16 protein-coding genes are annotated in these 19047 nt (G+C 33.0%); 2 read left to right on the top strand and 14 right to left on the bottom strand.

Annotated features, from left to right (window positions below):
- Window positions 1-565: 565 nt before the first annotated feature.
- The 11 genes from Q5794_RS28340 to Q5794_RS28290 all read right to left on the bottom strand — a co-directional run bounded on the left by Q5794_RS28340 (window position 566) and on the right by Q5794_RS28290 (window position 11189).
- On the bottom strand, window positions 566-940 hold the full coding sequence (locus Q5794_RS28340; protein WP_275799048.1) for a nuclear transport factor 2 family protein: 375 nt from the start codon (window positions 938-940) through the stop codon (window positions 566-568).
- A 102-nt stretch (window positions 941-1042) separates the two neighbouring features.
- Complete coding sequence (locus Q5794_RS28335) at window positions 1043-1678, bottom strand: NAD(P)H-binding protein (protein ID WP_374989337.1); 636 nt, start codon at window positions 1676-1678, stop codon at window positions 1043-1045.
- A gap of 222 nt (window positions 1679-1900) precedes the next feature.
- The gene (locus tag Q5794_RS28330; RefSeq protein ID WP_374989336.1) at window positions 1901-2644 is read right to left on the bottom strand and encodes an SDR family oxidoreductase; all 744 of its coding nucleotides are present in this window, start codon (window positions 2642-2644) and stop codon (window positions 1901-1903) included.
- A 44-nt stretch (window positions 2645-2688) separates the two neighbouring features.
- Window positions 2689-3720, bottom strand: a complete 1032-nt coding sequence (locus tag Q5794_RS28325; protein ID WP_374989335.1) for an NADH:flavin oxidoreductase/NADH oxidase — start codon at window positions 3718-3720, stop codon at window positions 2689-2691.
- Between the two features lie 424 nt (window positions 3721-4144).
- The gene (locus tag Q5794_RS28320) at window positions 4145-4573 is read right to left on the bottom strand and encodes a MarR family winged helix-turn-helix transcriptional regulator (protein ID WP_374989409.1); all 429 of its coding nucleotides are present in this window, start codon (window positions 4571-4573) and stop codon (window positions 4145-4147) included.
- 373 nt (window positions 4574-4946) lie between these two features.
- On the bottom strand, window positions 4947-5135 hold the full coding sequence (locus Q5794_RS28315) for a hypothetical protein (RefSeq protein WP_098287756.1): 189 nt from the start codon (window positions 5133-5135) through the stop codon (window positions 4947-4949).
- 564 nt (window positions 5136-5699) lie between these two features.
- Window positions 5700-6887: a pyridoxal phosphate-dependent aminotransferase gene (locus Q5794_RS28310; RefSeq protein ID WP_374989408.1), complete on the bottom strand. Its 1188-nt coding sequence runs from the start codon at window positions 6885-6887 to the stop codon at window positions 5700-5702.
- Window positions 6888-7156: 269 nt separating this feature from the next.
- Window positions 7157-8407 (bottom strand): dicarboxylate/amino acid:cation symporter, encoded by a 1251-nt coding sequence (locus Q5794_RS28305; RefSeq protein ID WP_374989407.1) that lies wholly within the window; start codon window positions 8405-8407, stop codon window positions 7157-7159.
- A 62-nt stretch (window positions 8408-8469) separates the two neighbouring features.
- Window positions 8470-9255 (bottom strand): SDR family oxidoreductase, encoded by a 786-nt coding sequence (locus tag Q5794_RS28300; RefSeq protein WP_374989406.1) that lies wholly within the window; start codon window positions 9253-9255, stop codon window positions 8470-8472.
- 2 nt (window positions 9256-9257) lie between these two features.
- On the bottom strand, window positions 9258-10145 hold the full coding sequence (locus Q5794_RS28295) for a fumarylacetoacetate hydrolase family protein (protein ID WP_374989405.1): 888 nt from the start codon (window positions 10143-10145) through the stop codon (window positions 9258-9260).
- 333 nt (window positions 10146-10478) lie between these two features.
- Window positions 10479-11189, bottom strand: a complete 711-nt coding sequence (locus Q5794_RS28290) for a FadR/GntR family transcriptional regulator (RefSeq protein ID WP_057275416.1) — start codon at window positions 11187-11189, stop codon at window positions 10479-10481.
- A 683-nt stretch (window positions 11190-11872) separates the two neighbouring features.
- Here Q5794_RS28290 and Q5794_RS28285 point away from each other — a divergent pair.
- Window positions 11873-12526 (top strand): FadR/GntR family transcriptional regulator, encoded by a 654-nt coding sequence (locus Q5794_RS28285; RefSeq protein ID WP_374989404.1) that lies wholly within the window; start codon window positions 11873-11875, stop codon window positions 12524-12526.
- A gap of 338 nt (window positions 12527-12864) precedes the next feature.
- On the opposite strand, the gene Q5794_RS28280 is transcribed toward Q5794_RS28285, so the two are convergent.
- From Q5794_RS28280 to Q5794_RS28270, 3 genes are all read right to left on the bottom strand, one after another.
- The gene (locus Q5794_RS28280) at window positions 12865-13470 is read right to left on the bottom strand and encodes a type 1 glutamine amidotransferase (protein ID WP_374989403.1); all 606 of its coding nucleotides are present in this window, start codon (window positions 13468-13470) and stop codon (window positions 12865-12867) included.
- A gap of 540 nt (window positions 13471-14010) precedes the next feature.
- Window positions 14011-14961 carry an aromatic acid exporter family protein gene (locus Q5794_RS28275; protein WP_374989402.1) on the bottom strand — a complete coding sequence of 317 codons (951 nt, stop codon included), beginning with the start codon at window positions 14959-14961 and terminating at the stop codon, window positions 14011-14013.
- 203 nt (window positions 14962-15164) lie between these two features.
- Window positions 15165-16430, bottom strand: a complete 1266-nt coding sequence (locus Q5794_RS28270; RefSeq protein ID WP_374989413.1) for a Glu/Leu/Phe/Val dehydrogenase — start codon at window positions 16428-16430, stop codon at window positions 15165-15167.
- Window positions 16431-17411: 981 nt separating this feature from the next.
- Between Q5794_RS28270 and pruA the strand changes: the two genes are divergently transcribed.
- Window positions 17412-18977 carry an L-glutamate gamma-semialdehyde dehydrogenase gene (pruA, locus tag Q5794_RS28265; protein ID WP_214989246.1) on the top strand — a complete coding sequence of 522 codons (1566 nt, stop codon included), beginning with the start codon at window positions 17412-17414 and terminating at the stop codon, window positions 18975-18977.
- Window positions 18978-19047 lie beyond the last annotated feature (70 nt).

The following is a 19047-nucleotide window of genomic DNA, read 5'->3' as shown; positions in this document are numbered from 1 at the left end:
CACTCATAGAAAGCTTTTAGAGATACAGGTTCCTATATTTTGTTTTATGTTAACTAAAAATGTATACTTTTACGGACGTTATGTTTGATTCTGTTTCAAAATATTAAATGAAGAAATATGTATCAAATACCCTTACATTATCGTGACGATTTAGCTTCCAGTGTGAATAGATTATATTTAACTGATATTTGTCCGTATGTAGTGTTAAATTTTGATTATTCATATTCCTATCTCCTTAATAAATTAAATCTAAACTTCTCTTTTTTTGATAAGATTTAAGTTCTAGTAATTATAAATTAAGAGTTTTTATTGCCTCATCCTTTAAAATAAGCCTAGATTAAAAATGGGACAGAACAGAAAAATTTCCATACCTTTCATATTTATTTAACCAAAAAGTGTATTATTTCATGTGAGAAAGTTAATTATAGTTAACTATTTTACAAAAAAATAACTATATTATATCTAATGTTATCAAGATTTACATAAGCTAAATAAAATAACAAGCCCGTTAAATCTGCAGAAAGCAAGTTTTAACGGGCTTATCACTCCTCTTAGAAACTATTTTTCACGAGTGAAGGTGGAATAGTTTTGAAATAATGATCCATTCACCATCTAGCTTAAGTAATTGATGAAAATCAGTGTATGATTCACCATATGCATCGTTTTCTAAACTTACACGAACAGAAGCAATTGTTCCTTCAACATCTAGAATATCAACTCTTGATTTCAGATTCTTTGCAGGACCAGCTTTATCCATAAAGTCCCATAAGTTATCAATAGATCCTCCTAGAAAGCCATCAGTTGTGTTGTAACCGTACATAGTTGCATCTTTATGAAAAGCTTGCTTTACTACTTCTTTGTCACCTGAAATAAGGCCTTCAATATACTTATTCACTACTGTAATGATCTCATCGTAATCTTTTATTGGTGTTTTGCTCATTTTCTCCTCAATCTCCTTTAAGTTATATATAGTCTATTTAACGGTAATCAGTTTTTTTAATTCAGGCTCTTTTTATTTGATTAAAACCTAGAAAAGCTATTCTTATAAATTTCGCAAGGCTTCTGCTATAGGAGTTTTACCATCTTTCATTGTGATGACTTTTCCAATAGTATTACGATCTTGCACAATTTGAACTAACGTGTCCACTACATTTTCTATAGCATTTTCACCAGGGTGATCAATATTAACATCTATTGTTCCAGATCCAGGCTCCTCTTTTAAAACGCCAGGCTGTAAGATTGTATAGTCTAGCTTGGTATTATTAATTAGCCAATGATCAGCAAAATGTTTGGCAATATTATAGTTTGTTAAATCTTTTAGAAAAGCCTGATCCCACTTGTCTGGTTCAAGAGAAAATACGGAACTAAGCATAATAAATCTTTTTATGTTCTTGCCTTCAGCAGCACGCATTACATTGACAGCACCATTTAAGTCAATTTTTAATAAATCTTTTCCTCTAGAACCAGCCACAAAGAAAATGGCTTCTGCGTCATACATATTTTCAGCTATTACGTCAGCGCTATCTAGTAAATCTATATGGACATAACGAATATTGGTCGAATTGCTTGTGAGGTTATCTCTTCTCGTTCCTGCGTAAACAAAATGTCCGTTTTCAACTAATTTATCAACAAGATGCGAACCTACTCGACCATTCGCTCCTACTACCAATACCTTCATTAAAAGAACCTCCCTGAAAATTAGTTTGAATTAGTGTTTATTTCATCATGATAAAAATTATATTAATATGGTCAGACCATATTAATATAATTTTTACCCTCTTCAATTTAGTAAAAACTATAAGTGTAAAACTCATTGTCTCATTCTGATAGACTAAATCAAGTATGGCTAATTACCTTTCTTTACTTTTGTCATCAGAAGTCTTTCTTACAAATTTATTAATTACCACACTTGAGCTGTAGGTGTCACAATTACATCGTTAATCATAACGTTCGCTGGCTTATTTACCACAAATCCAATGGTTTCAGCTACATACTCTACGTCAATAGCTACCTCATTCAGTTCTTCTAGCACACCTTTTACATCTTTGTCTGTCACTGTATCCTGCCAATTAGTTGCAATAACACCTGGGGAAACTAAAACAGCTTGTATGTTATGCTTAACAGACATTTCTTTACGTAAACTTTCGGTAATCGCTCTTACTGCATATTTCGTAGAACTATACACGCCATGACCTTCGCCAATTGCATGACCAGCAACAGAGCCTACATTGATAATCTGTCCACTTCCTTGTTTTTTCATATGAGGAAGGACCGCAGCTACTCCATACAGCACACCTTTTACGTTAAGATCAATCATCGTTTCCCATTCGTCTACATGAGCATTATCCCACATGGAGAATAACATCATCCCTGCACTGTTAATTAACGTATCCACCCTTCCGAATTTATCTACTGTAAAGTCTATGAGAGATTGAACGTCTTCTTTCACGGTCACATCTGTCACCTTATAGGAAGCCGTTCCCCCATCTTTATTGATTCGATCTGCTAGATTTCTTAGTTTCTCTTCATTTCTGGCAGCTAGAACGACAGAAGCTCCATTCTTCGCAAGGTAAAGCGCTGTTGCTTCTCCAATCCCACTTGAAGACCCTGTAATGATGACTACTTTGTCTTGAATATATGACATGTTCTATACTCCTCCCTTAGGTTTTTATCTTTTGTCATTTCAACTTATCTTCTAAAACCATCTGCATACTGTTTAGGCACAGTCGTCTCTTTTTTCAATGTAGCTGCAGCTTCTAATGCCCAATGAGGGTTACGTAACATACCTCGACCTACAGCTACAAGGTCTGCTTCTTCATTTCCGATTACAGCATTTGCTAATGCAGGGTCATCTAATCTTCCCACTGCAATCACCGGAATATCAAGAGCTTTCTTAATTTCTCTAGCTAATGGTACTTGGTAAGCTGCATGTGTACCAGGTTTTCCCCAAGCAGCAATCGGTCCTTCCCCACCTGAAGAGATGTCAAAGATATCTACTCCTGCTTTTTGGTATTCTTTCGCAAATTCAATACTTCCGTTGATGTCATATCCACCTTCAACATATTCTTTAGCAGAAATACGCATCATTAATGGCATATCTTCTGGGATCTCAGCTTTCGCTGCTTCAATAATTTCTCGACCAAACTTTGTAAGGTCTTTTCCATACTCATCTTCGCGTCTATTTGTTAAAGGAGAATGGAATTGATGAATTAAATAACCGTGAGCTCCATGAATTTCAATGGCATCGAATCCTGCTTTTACAGCACGTTGTACAGCCTTCCGAAACTTTTCAACCATTTCTTTGACTTCATCTGTTGAAAGAGCTCTTGGTGTTTTTGATTTCTCATCAAATGGAATGGATGAAGGAGCAACCGGTACTTCTGCGTCTTCTGCTTTACGACCAGCGTGAGCAATTTGGATACCCACTTTTGCTCCGTAACGGTGACAAGCTTCCACAATGCGTGCTAGAGCAGGAATCTGTTCATCTGACCATAATCCTAAATCATAGTCTGAAATACGTCCTTCTGGTTCTACATCTGTCATCTCGATCATAATAAAACCAGCACCTCCGATTGCTCGGTTTACATAGTGTAAGTAATGCCAATCTGTAACAATACCATCTTTCTTTTCAACTGAATATTGACACATGGGAGACATCACAACTCGGTTTTTTAATTCTAAACCTTTGAACTTATAAGAACTAAATAAATGTTGATCCATTCTAAAAACTCCTTTTGATTAAATTTTCGATTTTAGCCAAGTTATATAGTGCCTCATCGAAAGCAATTTATGTGATTATGATTCATAAATTGACTAAATGCATGCACATGCATGTAATTTACATAGGATATTTCATATTGTCAACCTTTAAATCTATAATATAAATTTAAAAACAACAATATAAATGTATGCACACACATATAATTACATATGTTATTTATTTTTGTCAACTTAAAAACTTCATACGCAATATGAATTTAAAGAATAACAAAGTAAAATGCATGCGCACACATAATTTACATATGCTATTTACCTTTGTCAACTTAAAAACTCATACGCAATATGAATTTAAAGAATAACAAAACAAAATGCATGCGCACATTCATAATTTATAATGATGATTTTAACTTATAACAGCTTAACATTATATTTTTCCCATTAAAAAGCGAAACTCCCGTTGAAGATGTTCTTTTCCTAGAATGGACTGAAGCACTTGATAAAAAGTCTGTAAAGCCCTGTCTAGCTTTTCTTCGCCTAACGGGGTTAAACGTGTATAAATTCCTCTACGATCGTCTTCACATATATGCCGTTGTAAAGCCCCACAACTTTTTGCTTCAAGTCTACCTACTAATCTTGAGAGTGCACTTTGGCTTAAGCCTATCATCTCTTGCAGTTGTTGTAACCTCAATTGCTTATCATCTGTTTGAGATAAAAAATAAAGAACATAAAATTCTTTTAATGATAACTTATAGTTTTCTTGTAAAACCATTTCTAATTCATGATTAATATTCGATTGAATATTCGTAATAGATAACCAAGTATTTAAAAGCTCGATTTCTTGATTATTTTTCATACGCATTCCACCCATTTCTATTTTAATGACATAGTACTGAAGTCAATAATCATAACCCTTTCTCGCATATCTTCAAGTCTTAATCTCCCCTTTTCTAATTTAGTTTATTAAAAATTCAAGGGGGAATTTTATACGATTTTTTTATGGTTGATAACCTTTTTACTTTGTCATCTAGTTATTATAACATTTGTTAGTGATAACTAAATATCAAAAGTACTACTCTTTAATTTAGTGATATAATTGCCCTTATTGTCTCACTCTTCGCCTTAACATAATCTAACATAGAAAAAAAGAAATGCAAAAAATAAACATGCATGCGCAAGCATGTAAAATTAAACCGTGATTTTTTTAATTTAGAGATAAATTCCATGAATTACACCATTGCGTCATACTCTTGAATAACTTCTCTAAATAATTGCTTATTTAAATTCAATAATTTGGCAAACTCTGTACTTGTAATCGCCTTATTTATCCAACGGGAATAATTAAGTGTTAAAATTTCTCTCTGTTCCTTTGTTAAAAGACAGAGATTTAGCCAAGGACAGTAAAATTTTTCTTTCATGAACGTTCCCACCTTCTTAATATTTCTTATTTCCTATACGTCTGTAACGACATAGGTTCTTTTCTTTTAGTAAAGATTGAATATTTGTATAAATACTTCAATCTTATTATGCGATCTAATTGACTCATTGGTGTTTAACAATTAATATAAGGATCTTTTATTGAATCTAAAATTCGCTTAATAATGATTATAAATACTAGTGAGCGTATTATAAATTTAAAAATTGTAATTTTTCAATTCGCTAATAATAAATACTAACTGAAATATTTGGAATTTAGATCCTATTAGGAAACATAAAGAGAATTTTTAAAAAGTTATATAAAAGAGCAACCTTAACAAGCTGTTTTTTTCATTTAAAGAGAGCATAGTATCAAAACATAAATTCACATTCAACACGTAATCACCCCGTAAAAATATACTTTTACGGGGTGATTACACTTCTTAAAAGTGAATGTTTATAATTTTTTTTGAGATAATGAACCCTTCAATGTTCAGGGTATCCACTCTCAATTTAAGTTTTTGCAGGACCATCCTTATCCATGAAATCCACTTTCTATTTACCAATTAACCCTTTACCGTCAGTCCCTTTATTACCTTTTCCATTCGATATATTGCTTGTTCAATTTCATCGTAGCTTGTTGAATAAGCCATACGAATAAAGCCCTCACCATGACTTCCAAATGCGGAACCTGGTACACAAGCAATTTGTGCTTCTCTCAATAACTTAGTTGCAAGATCCTTTGAAGGGATGCCTAATTCTTTAAAAGAAGGAAAAGCATAAAATGCCCCTTTTGGTACAACACATTGTACTCCGGGCATCTCATTAAGCCTGCTAACAAGAAGCTTTCGTCTTTTATCAAAAGCTTTTACCATTTCTTCCACAGGCTCCTGTGTTCCAAGGTAAGCAGCTGTTCCACCAAATTGTGCAAATGATGTTGCACAAGAAGTATTATACTGATGCATTTTTAGTATTGGCTGGATAAGTTCTACAGGACCGGCCGCATATCCAAGTCTCCATCCATCCATTGCATATGCTTTAGCAAAACCATTAATTGTAACAGTTCTTTCGAACATACCAGGTAAGGTAGCCATACTAATATGCTTTTCTTCGTCATAAATAAGTTTTTCATAAATTTCATCAGATACCACAAGCAAATCGTGCCTAATTGCAATGTCTGCTAATTCTTTCAGATAAGATTCTGGCAATACAGCTCCTGTGGGATTATGAGGAGTGTTAATTAAAAGCATTTTCGTTTTTTTCGTAACTCGATCTCGAACATCATTTGGATCTAAAAGAAACTCATTTTCTTCTAATAGTGGAATGGGAATAGCAACACCACCGGCAAGCTCAACAATATACTGATACTCAAGCCACGCTGGATCGGGAATGAGTACCTCATCTCCTGGGTTGATGAATGCAAAGATAAAATTGAAAATGGCTTCTTTACAACCCACTGTAACAACAACTTCTTTTTGAGGATCTACATTAATTCCGTTATCAAGTTTCAATTTTTGTGCAATTGCTTCCCGGAATTCAAGAGTTCCACTGTTAGATGTATAATGAACATTTCCTTGCTGTAAAGCAGCTTTTGCTGCATCTTTAATATGTTGAGGAGTGTCAAAATCAGGACGCCCAATTTCCATGTGCGTAATGTTTAACCCTCTCTTTTCCATTCTTGCTGCTTCTTCAAATATCTCACGGATACTTGAAAAAGGAATTTTAGATAAGCGATCTGAAATAGAAAGATTCATTTTGATAGCTCCTTTTGGTTATAGCTCTAAATTCAAAAACAATAAAAATATTATGGTCTGACCAATTTGTTGTTTTAGTTCATATAATTCGTTTATATGCTGCAAGTTTTTCTTATACATTTATTTTTATATCTCTCATCTTACTCCTTATAAAGAGAACATCTTTCTCATAGCAAAGATTGTTTAAATAGTATACAAACCATTACTAGAGTCCCTAGTTACAGACAAGTTATTTTTTATTTCAAGCAATGGTGATTCTTCTTGAGGTTTTAAGAACTTGATACTTTCTCTTCGTTAGCGATTACAACCTCTTTTTTATGAAACATTCCCTCAGATTTGGCTATTACGACTGTAGCTAATGCATTTCCTACTACATTAGTTGCAGTTCGCGCCATGTCCATTATGAAGTCAACAGCCATGAGTAATGCAATTCCTTCCATAGGTAGTCCTATAACTACAGAAACACTTGTCAACACAACGATTACTCCTGAAGGAACAGAAGCAACTCCTTTTGTGAGTAGCATAAGCAAAAGGACAATATGAATCTGATCTAAAACTGAGAGGTGAATTCCATAAGCATTCGCTAAAAATAAGATAGCAGGAGCCATATAGACCATTCCACCATCAAGATTAAATGAGTACCCAAGAGGTAATACAAAGGAAACTATTGAATTTTTAGCACCATAATCTTCTAAACGTGTCATAAGAGGGGCAAATACAGACTCTGAGCTTCTAGTTGTAAAAGCGATTAACAATAAATCTTTAATTTCATTAAGTAAATCCCAATATTGAATCCGATAGATTCGGGCAATTATGGGGAAAATAATTAATAAAACAATACCTAATCCAGCATATGTAACTAAAATTAAGTCAATTAGCGTGCTTAACTTTCCAAAACCATAAGTAGCCATGCTATAAGCGATAGATCCAAAAACACCAATTGGAGAGAATTTAATTACATAATTTAAAACTTTAAACATTACTTTAGAAAGAGCCTCGAGAACGTCCTCAATTGGCTTTGCTTTTTCCTTTAAGGCACGTAATGCTAAGCCAAAGAAAATACCAAAATAGACAATACCTAAGATATTTCCTTCTGAAAAAGCTACAAAAATATTAGAAGGTATTATATGAAGGATAAATTCTCTAAAGTCAATCTCATTTGCTTCAATGCCCTCTAGAGCCTTTATATTTCCTCCGGATAAATCAGCGCCAACTCCAAGGTGTACAGTATTAGCAAGTAGTAAAGACATAACGATGATTAAAGTTGTAACAATCTCAAAATAAAGTATAGATTTAAGAGAAAGCCTTCCTAATGATCCGGTTGATTTTATTTGAGCAATTCCTAATATAATTAGGGGGAAAATCAATGGTACAATCGTCATCTTAATCATATGAATAAAAGCATCACCTAAGATTTTTGCTTCTACACCTATGGTTTTACTCATAAACCCTAAACATAAACCTAATATAAGAGCTACGACAATCTGGAGCCATAAAGGAATTCTTCTAAGAGCTTGCATTATCTATCCCCTTTCAAAAGTAATAAGGTATGGATTAGCATTAAATAAATGAAGATTCTTTTTTAAATAGCCTTTATCATACCCCCATCAACTAAGAAAGAGCTTCCAGTCATATACGTGCTTGCTTCAGATACCAAAAATGTTACTACATTAGCAAATTCCTCTGGAGTTCCGTATCGCTTCAGTAATATCGTTTCTCGAGATGCCTTTGCGACCTCTTCACGTGTAGTTCCAAGTTTATCTGCTTTGGTTTGGTCAAGAAACGCCACTCTGTCTGTTGCAATTCTACCTGGTGCCACCGTGTTAATTAGTATATTAAATGAAGCCAATTCCTCAGCTAGAGTTTTAGTCAGTCCTACAATTCCTAAACGAAATGTATTGGATAGTATTAACCCCGGTATAGGTTGTTTAATAGACGAAGAAGCTATGTTAATAATTCGCCCTCCTTGTTTTTTTAGATAAGGCAAAGCTCCTCGAATTAAACGAATATAGCTTAATAAATTCAATTCAAATGCCTTTTCCCAGTCCTTGTCCGAAAATTGTTCGAATTTACCACTAGGAGGTCCTCCTGCATTATTAATTAAAATATCAATTTGATCAAATACTTCAATTGTTTTATTTATTAATGTGTGAATATCATCTGCATTAGTAATATCAGCTGGACAATATTCAACTTTTCCTTTTCCTAAACTTTGAAGCTCCTGTTGTAATTTCTTTAATTTTGCACTTTCTCGACTTGTTAACATGACACTTACGCCTTCTTTGACGAGTTGTGTTGCGATGGCCTTTCCGAGTCCCTGGCTGGATGCAACAACAAGGGCAACTTTATTTTTCAGATTTAGTTCCATACTTAATTACCTCCATTAACCTTTAAATCTTTTACGTGATTAACTAACTTTTCAAATCCATCAATATGACATTCTACGATATCTCCATCACGTATTACTACAGCTCCTGGAGTACCAGTAGAAATAATATCGCCCGGCAATAGTTTCATAACTTTAGAGTGGAAGGATACTAAATGCCAAGGAAGAAACGACATATTGGAAACAATGTTTTTCCGATGCAGATCTCCATTAATAACGGTAGCAACATTTAAATTGACTACTTCCTCAACTTCTTCAGGTGTAACCAAGTGAGGACCAAAACTAAAAAATGTATCAAAACTTTTTGAGCGTGTTAAATATCTAGGATTTTTCTGTAAAATATCTTCGGCTGTCATATCAATAATCGTAGTAAAACCAGCAATTACGTTAGGTGCATCTTCTTCTGATACACCTTTGCATTCTTTTCCAATTATGATTCCAAGCTCTGCTTCTGCTGTTGTTCGCTCAGATTGTAGAGGAATATTAATAGTATCGTTTGGACCAATAATTGTAGTATCCGGTTTTAAGAAGCTTGCAGGTTCTGTATTAGGTGCTTTTTCGTCTAGGTCAGCTGCGTGCTCTACATAATTTAAACCAATCCCCCATATTTTTCTTGGATGACGGTATAGAGGGGCATACTCTACTTGTTGAAAGGGAATAAAAATAGCTTCTAATTCTGCCACCTGTTCTTTCCCTTCTGTTTGATACCATTGTTTTATTTCATCTAATTGACCAGTTTTAATGATTTCAAATAGGTCTGTTGACCATTCTTGATTAAATTTAGTATTTAAATCTTTAATCGGCAAAATTCCATTATGTGCGACCAGTCCTGCTTCTTCTATTCCGTCTCTTGTAATTGTGGCTAATTTCATAATAAGTTCCTCCACTTTCTTTAATATTATTAAATTATTATGGTCTGACCAATATAATTTATATATTTTCATAATATAAAGACAATTTTAATTTGTAAAGGATTTATTTTAAAATTGTTAATGATTAAAGAGGAATTTAAATACTTTATACTAATTACGCAACATATTTATCGCAATTCTAAATAGGAAGCAGCCAACACCTCTTCATCCTTGGCTGCTTTTGAGTGGTTATTTCCTCATCTTGCAAAGATTACAATAAAAAATTGTAAAGTCCAATAATTTTTACACAAAAAGAAGAAGTTATTATGGTCTTACCTTTTAAAAGGGTAAAAATTAAAGGTCATGGTTCCAAATCTTTGTTTCATTTTTTTCTAGATGATCTAGCATAGCTAATCGAGCTTCTACTGCATCTCTTTTCTTTAAGGCATTAAGAATACGCTCATGTTCTTGATGGGTATCTTCTAAATACGATTTCGATAGCCTCTTGGATTGATTCTTACTTACTCTTAAAGCTTCCAAAAATTTTGGAGAAATCATATCAAATATGGTTTGATAGATAGAGTTTCCAGAGGAAATAATAATTAAAGAATGAAAGCGATAATCTTCTTCTATTCCAATTCCTCCATTATGGTTAACTTCAATCAGTTCTAAATGGGCATTTTCAATTGCTTCTAGTTGCTCTCTAGTAGCCCTTTGGGCTGCTAACGCGGTTGCCTCTATCTCTATCCCTCTGCGGAATTCTAAAATTTCTTTTAAAGTTTGTTCTTCCATCATAAGCTTCTGGGTGAATGGTTCAATAACCTTACTACCATTTATCTCCTTCAATATACTGCCAACCCCTGAACGCTTTTCAATAATTCCTTTCGCCACTAGGACACTAAGTGCCTCTCTAATAGCTGTTTTGCTCACCTGAAATATTTCTACAAATTCATTTTCAGTAGGAAGCTTATCACCGGGCTTAATATTTTCTTCTTGGATATATTGAATAATCTCAGAGATAATTTCTTCATATAAGTTTCTTTTCTTAATATTTCTAAGTACCAATCTTGTCACCTCTTTTTAACATCTATAAGTTAGTATGTTTTTTACATCACTTTAGAGTATCATTTATACCTAATAGTTATTATACTATATAATTATATATAGTTTATGTAAGAGTCAAAAAGGAATTATTATATGTAAAGACTCATATCCAGGTAAAGTTTTTGGAATCCATATAAAAGCGTTATTTAAATACATTACATAACATCCGTTGTATACTAACCCGGTTAATTAAACACATAAAAAACGAATTGTATGTATTTAATCATTGAATTTCCAGCCACTTCTCTTTGTGACTCCTTCAATAAATGAATACTTATCACTAAATCATAATGAGCTTTTTTCTGGAAAATAGCACGTATATGTAGTCACTTGACATGGAGCCTCTACGCACAGGATTTTTTGTATTAAGCCTGTCACACCAGGTTTTAGCCATTTCAAAGCAGGCTATCATGTACGCCTCTCCATGTAAAGTGCACGTCTTTAATTGGAAATTAAGCATTCAATCTTATTAATAGCTATCTACCCATTTTTATTGATTTGTTAGAGCATAAAATGGCTTGTTTGTTAATGACAAAATGGCTGGGTTTTGGATGCTTAAATACAAATTGTAATTAATCTAGTCAGAAATTAACAATTAATTTTCTTCCAATAGCTAGTTATTAATTGTTTAGGAGGTTAAATACGTGAAAAGCAGTAGAAATTATAAAGTTCAAACACCGCCAAAGATGTATCAACAAGTTATAACTCAACTTGTCGAATATATTGAATCGGAGCAGTTACCCGAGGGTTCAAAAATCCATACTGAAAGAGATTTAAGTGAGTTATTAGGGGTCAGTCGACCTTCCATTAGAGAAGGGATTCGAGGTCTAAAGCTTTTAGGATACCTTGATTCAAGACAAGGAGAGGGAACTTTTGTGTCTAACCCACCTCCATTTTTGATTCCTTCTGAATTATCAAAACAACGGTTAGACCGCGTATCTCTTCAAAATTACTATGAGGTATTCATTATGTGCTCCAAACAGATTGTGACACTATCCCTCTCTCTTGATTTATCAAACAAGGAATTAAATGAAAGTACTTCAATCATTAAACATACAGACGATTTCTGGTCAGATTTTCGAAATTGGATAGAACACATTGCTATCAATTTGAAAAATCCATTTTTTCTTTCCTTATGGAAAAATAATTATGATGTATTAGAAGAAAATGACTATTTTTCGACCCTTAAGTCGAACTTACAATTTAATGTGTTTTTAGACTACTATTTAGAAAGAAATGAGCCAAGATTAAAGGAACTATTTCACAAATTATTCGAATTAAATAACATAAGTTCTTAAATCTTATATTAAAAACAATTACTTACATAATAATACCTCCTCTTCTTATTCTAAAGAGGAGGTATTGCGTATAAGTTAAACTTCTTAGCTAGTCCTTTGATTATAAACTTTTAACTTTAGAGGTTAAGTCTTTAGCATAGTGGTGTATTTTCGATATTTTCTTTAAATTTGTTTTGAATGTTATCAAGCAATGTAAACAACATATCTGGCGATTGATCGAGGAAAGTAAATTGATTAATAATATCTTCAGGTTTCTGCATAAACCCTTTAAAGCCTTTACTATATTCATATGTTTTTAAAGCCTTTTCGATCAGTTCATTTGTAAGTTCTGGATGAAACTATATTCCTATGACTCGATCACCATATATAAATAATTGATTCTCACAACCTTTACTTGAACCCAGTAGAACTGCATCTTTTGGTATATCAAAAGTATCTCCATGAAATTGAAGAGCAGTAAATTTATCAGCAATTCCACTTAAAATTTGAACATTTGATGCATCTTTATTTATCTCAATTGGCCACCACCCCACTTCTTTATGGGTATGAGGATAAACTTTTCCTCCTAAAGCATTTGCTATTAACTGGGCACCAAGGCAAATACCAAGAACATATTTATTATGGTTCACAGCCTCCTTAATAAATTGCTTTACTAAAGAAAGCCACGAATAAATCTCTTCCTCATACGTTCCCATGTGACCACCTAAGATAATTAAAAAGTCAAATTCATCTAAAGACGAAAAATTACATTTTTCATACACTTTAGTTGAGGTTAAAATATGCTTTCGTTGGACAGCCCAAGTTTTGATTTTTCCTAGACCAACTTGCGAGTCATTTTGTATATAATGAATCTTAATAGTGATCTCTCCTCTCTTTTGTATAATCTTTAACTTCCTAGAACCTCTTTTTTTAGATGATTTTATTTTAGTTTTACTTCTCATCATATACCAATCTCTCTTCTACTCCCCTTTTAAGAAATTGATATATTCACGATGACCAAACGGAAAATTTATAAATATTTAATGTTACTATATTTTCAATAATATATATTTACTTCTTTATACAAAAGTAATGTATTTTATATAAAGAAGTAAAAGTTAAAACTACCTTATAAAAATTATAGTTTTACTATTTACTCTTACTGACGACAAAATGTGGGTTTTTCTACATAAAACCTTTGATGCTTTAAACAACCTAATTAAATACGGAATTTTCTTCCATAAAAATCTATATTTGCAGATCACGTAGTTTGTTCTTATATATAAGTTATTGATGACTTGAGCAAACTACTCTAAACGCCGTGAGTTGTTATCCTTATATTATAAAATAAGTTTAAAAAGCTCCTGAACCAAGCGCCCAGGAGTTTTTAAAATTTATATCATCTACATTTTTAATTCCCATCATTACGATTATTTATTGGAATAAAGAACAAATATAATTATCAAAAGGAACATCGTTTTAACACATATAATTCCTTAAAATATTTATCCAACTTTCAAGGAGCTTTTAATAAGTAAGTAGTGTTCCATTTCCTGTGTAAGTTGATACAATTGAGCTTTAGTTTCAAATGCTTCCCACGTTTTCGGCATTGGCATTTTTTTATATTCTTCTTTTAGAACCTTTAGCTTGTTCAAGAATAACTGAGTTGTATTTCCTGGATGAATACATAAGCTTAATTCTTCAATAAAATCTGCAATAACATAACGTTGTTTAAGCATTGGTTGAATCAAGATAAGGTTGGTTAATAAACGTTCAATAATCTCTAATTGTTTCTCACGAATTGAGAAATAATCTAAATAGTACCTTTCTATTTGTCCAAAATGATTTTCTATATCTCTAAAAGCAAGCCCTTTGGCTATTTTTATTAATTTTAATACATCTTTAATTTCGCTTTCTTTCCAATTTTTTTCATTAGTTCGTAAGTATTGTACTATTTCTATCAAGATTAATTTAAAGTCTTTTTCTATTTTTTCTTGATAAGCTTTTAATTTTTTATCCACACTGGGCATGTAAACATTAACAAGCAATGCAGCCCCTATACCAATTATAATTAAACCAACCTCATTTAAAATAATTTCCCAAGTGGTACGTTCAGTGGAATATATATGCAGAATAATAACAGTACTTGTTACCACTCCTTCATTTACTTTTAGAATTACAGTTAGAGGAATAAAAAACAATAATAATAAGCCAATAACAAGTGGGGCATAGGCAATCCCTTCAAAGAACGCGTAAGAAAATGGAATAGCTAACATACAAGCTATAAAGCGAGCCATTGCACTTCTAAGTGATTTTTTCTTTGAATTCTGTACACAAAGGATTGTTATAATCGCCGATGATACAAAAAAATTCAGATGACAAAATTGAGCAACCATAATGGCTAACGATACAGCTACACCTGTTTTCAATGTTCGTAAACCAATTTTATATTTCATGATGTTGATACTCCTATATTTTTATATAAACAAACATTTTCACTATCTATACGTCTCATAAATTAGTATTTTAAAAGAATTCATAAGACTAAAGTTTGGAAATAGAGCTGATACCTGTGAAAGAGAGGTATCAGCTCACCATTTTACTTAATGAAAACCTATAAAACTCAAGAAACAACTTAGTATCCTCTACTATGGAAAGTTTATATCCACCCTCTAAATTGAGAAGCCTCTACCATTTTCTTTACCCCTACAATATAAGCAGCTAGCCTCATATCAATATTGTTCTTAATAGAAGTATCATATACATTTAAAAAAGAGGTCTTTAAAATTCTTTCAAGTCTATCGCTCACTTCTTCTTCTGTCCAATAATAACCTTGATTATTTTGTACCCATTCAAAATAAGAAACAATGACACCCCCTGCATTTGCCAACACATCAGGAACGATCAATACCCCTTTTTGAGCCAATATTTCTGTGGCTTTTAATGTTGTAGGTCCGTTTGCAGCCTCTACTAGAATTTTCGCCTGAATATCAGGAGCATTTTCCTCTGTAATTTGATTTTCAAGAGCTGCAGGTACAAGAATATCACATGGTTTTATTAATAATTCTTTATTTGTAATTATATTAGAAAATAATTTTGTAACAGTTCCAAATGAGTCCCGGTTATCTAATAAATAATCGATATCTAAACCTTCTGGATCATATAAAGCGCCATAAGCATCCGATATTCCTACAATTTTTGCACCTTCATCATGAAGAAACTTAGCTAAAAAGCTACCTGCATTTCCAAAACCTTGAATGATAACTTTTGATCCTTCTATTTTAATTCCTCCTACTTTTGCTGCTTCTCTCGCTACTATAGTTACACCCTTAGCAGTAGATGATTCCCTTCCAACAGAACCTCCTAAAACTAAAGGTTTACCTGTAATAAAACCTGGTGAATCAAATTCACGAATACGGCTGTACTCATCCATCATCCAAGCCATAATTTGTGAATTAGTGAACACATCAGGAGCTGGAATATCCTTAGTAGGACCTACAATTTGGCTAATGGCTCGAACATAGCCCCGGCTCAAACGTTCTAATTCTCCGAAAGACATAGTTCTGGGATCACACTGAATACCTCCTTTACCTCCTCCATAAGGAAGATCTGTAATCCCACATTTTATACTCATCCACATAGAGAGCGCTTTCACTTCTTCTTCTGTAACATCCTGGTGAAAACGAATCCCACCTTTTGTAGGCCCAACCGCATCATTATGCTGAGCACGATATCCAGTAAAGACTTTTACAGAACCATCATCCATTCTTACAGGGATACGAACAGTTAGTAACCTTAAAGGTTCCTTTACCAAATCATATGCTTCCTGCTTATAGTACATTCTTTCAAGAGCTAGACGAATAACCTCTTGAGTCCTCTCTAACACATTCATTTGTTCTTTTAATTTGTTTTTTTCTTCGAGCATTTCTTTTTGCTGAACACCCATTTTATTTCCCCTTTGACGTATTTATTTTCACCTAATTAATAAAGCTTTTCATTTGAAATCTATTAAACTAAAAAACGCAAATGTAATAAAAATATTATCAAATAGTCTAGTTAGGATTATTCAATAGTTATAAATAAGATCGGACAAATATTTTCTCCACTTGACGAAATGATTATATTATGTGCAGATTTAATTGCAAATATATTGTCATATGTTTTGACACACTTTTATATGATAAAAAATTCATTTCCCTCCCTCATTACAGATTCTTTTATGTATGTTGTTATTACTCTAACCTTAATATTAAATCAAGTTCTTACTTATCAGTCTGTGTAAAGAGTCTCTGAAACGGATATTAAGGTTTAAATTTTCAAAACGAAAAAGGCTAGAATTTCTGAGATTAAAGCGATGTAAATAATTAATAAATTGTAACTTTTTTACATAATTAATTGTAAAAAACTAGAAATAAATATCAATAGACGGACTAGATAGCTTTATTAGTCGATTCTTTAATAAGAACTGCCACTGTATTTTTCTAAAAAGTAGAATTTTCTTGAAAAACACCACTAGTTAAACAATAGCTAATTCCTTTTCCTTTTCAATAATATTCAATGTATTCAAAAAACAATGTCAGAACATATAACAATGTAGTTTACAAATAAAAGGAAACATCCTATAATCATCGTTATCAAGTGAACAAAAGTGTTCAAATGTAAAGAAAAATTAAGAAATTGAACACTTTCGTCAAAAAAGTGTATACAAAACATATAAAAAGTGTTTATAATACATCCTTGTAAAGCAAAAATGTTCAAAAAATTAAAAATAGGTTAATTAATACTAATATTTCGAACATTATAATTTCTAGAAATTCACAATAAGAAAGTAATATTGGCCAGTATTACTAAGAAACACTTCAACATCCAAATCAAAATCTAAATTTTTAAGGGAGAGAATAACAAAATGACAACAACTCTTACAGATATCAAAACATATAAGCACGAACCTTTCACAGATTTTACATGTGAAGAAAACAAAAGTGAATTTAAAAAAGCTTTAGAAGTTGTTCAAAAAGAACTAGGAAAAGATTATCCCCTTGTTATCGGAGGAGAAGCTATTACAACAACGGATAAAATTGTATCGATTAACCCAGCCAATAAAGAAGAAATTATTGGACGAGTTTCTAAAGCAAATCAAGAATTAGCTGAGAAAGCTATGCAAACAGCACTGTCTGCATTCAATACATGGAAAAAAGAAGATTCAGAAGTACGTGCGAACATTTTATTCCGTGCGGCAGATATTATCCGTCATCGTAAACATGAATTCTCAGGCTATCTAGTTAAAGAAGCTGGTAAGCCTTGGAATGAGGCTGACGCAGATACAGCAGAGGCTGTTGATTTTCTAGAGTTTTATGCACGCCAAATGTTGCAATTAAAAGACGGCGTACCTGTACAAAGTCGTGAAGGAGAAGAAAATAAATTCAATTATATTCCACTAGGCGTGGGTATCATTATTTCTCCATTTAACTTTCCTTTAGCTATTATGGCAGGTACAGCAGCTGCAGCAATTGTTGCTGGAAACACAATTTTGTTAAAACCAGCTGATGCAACTCCTGTGGTAGCAGCGAAATTTGTAGAAGTAATGGAAGAAGCAGGATTGCCAAAAGGTGTACTAAACTTTATTCCTGGTGTTACGCCTGAAATTGGTGATTACTTAGTTGAACATCCAAAAACAAGATTTGTTTCGTTTACAGGTTCTCGTGAAGTTGGCTGCCGCATTTATGAAAGAGCATCAAAAGTACAACCAGGACAAAAATGGCTAAAACGCGTGATTGTTGAAATGGGCGGTAAAGACACAGTCGTTGTCGATAAAGATGCAGATTTAGATTTAGCAGCATCTTCTATCGTGTACTCTGCATTTGGCTTCTCAGGTCAAAAATGTTCAGCTGGTTCCCGTGCTGTTGTTCATCAAGACGTATATGACATCGTACTTGAAAAAGCAGTAGCTTTAACAAAAACCTTAAAAGTAGGTAATCCAGAAGATGTATCTACTTATATGGGACCTGTTATTCACGAGGCTTCTTATAACAAAGTATTATCTTATATTGAAATTGGTAAAGAAGAGGGGCGCTTGATGACAGGCGGAGAAGCTGATGACTCTAAGGGTTACTTCATCCAGCCTACAATCTTCGCAGATGTAGATGAAAAAGCACGCCTAATGCAAGAAGAGATTTTTGGGCCAGTGGTAGCTTTCTGTAAAGCACGCGATTTCGATCATATGATGGAGATAGCTAACAATACAGAATACGCTTTAACAGGCGCATTGCTTTCTAACACTCCTGATCACATTGAACGAGCAAAAGAAGAATTCCACGTAGGTAACCTTTATTTCAATCGTGGTTGTACAGGTGCGATTGTAGGATATCATCCATTTGGTGGATTCAATATGTCTGGAACAGATTCTAAAGCAGGAGGTCCTGATTACTTAATCCTGCACATGCAAGCAAAAACAACGAGTACAGCACTTTAATAAAGGATGGGGCAGCTTTTTTTAAGCTGCCCCATCTAAAAGATGATAACACGTTTACATATATTTAGGG

The organism is Priestia megaterium (assembly GCF_041941685.1).
GTDB classification, from domain to species: Bacteria; Bacillota; Bacilli; order Bacillales; family Bacillaceae_H; genus Priestia; species Priestia megaterium_C.
Note: the sequence above shows the minus strand (reverse complement) of the source record. Positions and strands in the feature narration are given on the sequence as shown.

Excerpts from the sequence above, each read along its gene's own strand:
- Q5794_RS28320 (WP_374989409.1), bottom strand. The coding sequence starts at position 4,573 with ATGAAAAATAATCAAGAAATCGAGCTTTTAAATACTTGGTTATCTATT.
- Q5794_RS28275 (WP_374989402.1), bottom strand. The coding sequence starts at position 14,961 with ATGAAATATAAAATTGGTTTACGAACATTGAAAACAGGTGTAGCTGTA.
- Q5794_RS28340 (WP_275799048.1), bottom strand. The coding sequence starts at position 940 with ATGAGCAAAACACCAATAAAAGATTACGATGAGATCATTACAGTAGTG.
- Q5794_RS28310 (WP_374989408.1), bottom strand. The coding sequence starts at position 6,887 with ATGAATCTTTCTATTTCAGATCGCTTATCTAAAATTCCTTTTTCAAGT.
- Q5794_RS28330 (WP_374989336.1), bottom strand. The coding sequence starts at position 2,644 with ATGTCATATATTCAAGACAAAGTAGTCATCATTACAGGGTCTTCAAGT.
- Q5794_RS28295 (WP_374989405.1), bottom strand. The coding sequence starts at position 10,145 with ATGAAATTAGCCACAATTACAAGAGACGGAATAGAAGAAGCAGGACTG.
- Q5794_RS28270 (WP_374989413.1), bottom strand. The coding sequence starts at position 16,430 with ATGCTCGAAGAAAAAAACAAATTAAAAGAACAAATGAATGTGTTAGAG.
- Q5794_RS28335 (WP_374989337.1), bottom strand. The coding sequence starts at position 1,678 with ATGAAGGTATTGGTAGTAGGAGCGAATGGTCGAGTAGGTTCGCATCTT.
- Q5794_RS28315 (WP_098287756.1), bottom strand. The coding sequence starts at position 5,135 with ATGAAAGAAAAATTTTACTGTCCTTGGCTAAATCTCTGTCTTTTAACA.
- Q5794_RS28325 (WP_374989335.1), bottom strand. The coding sequence starts at position 3,720 with ATGGATCAACATTTATTTAGTTCTTATAAGTTCAAAGGTTTAGAATTA.
- Q5794_RS28300 (WP_374989406.1), bottom strand. The coding sequence starts at position 9,255 with ATGGAACTAAATCTGAAAAATAAAGTTGCCCTTGTTGTTGCATCCAGC.
- pruA (WP_214989246.1), top strand. The coding sequence starts at position 17,412 with ATGACAACAACTCTTACAGATATCAAAACATATAAGCACGAACCTTTC.
- Q5794_RS28280 (WP_374989403.1), bottom strand. The coding sequence starts at position 13,470 with ATGATGAGAAGTAAAACTAAAATAAAATCATCTAAAAAAAGAGGTTCT.
- Q5794_RS28305 (WP_374989407.1), bottom strand. The coding sequence starts at position 8,407 with ATGCAAGCTCTTAGAAGAATTCCTTTATGGCTCCAGATTGTCGTAGCT.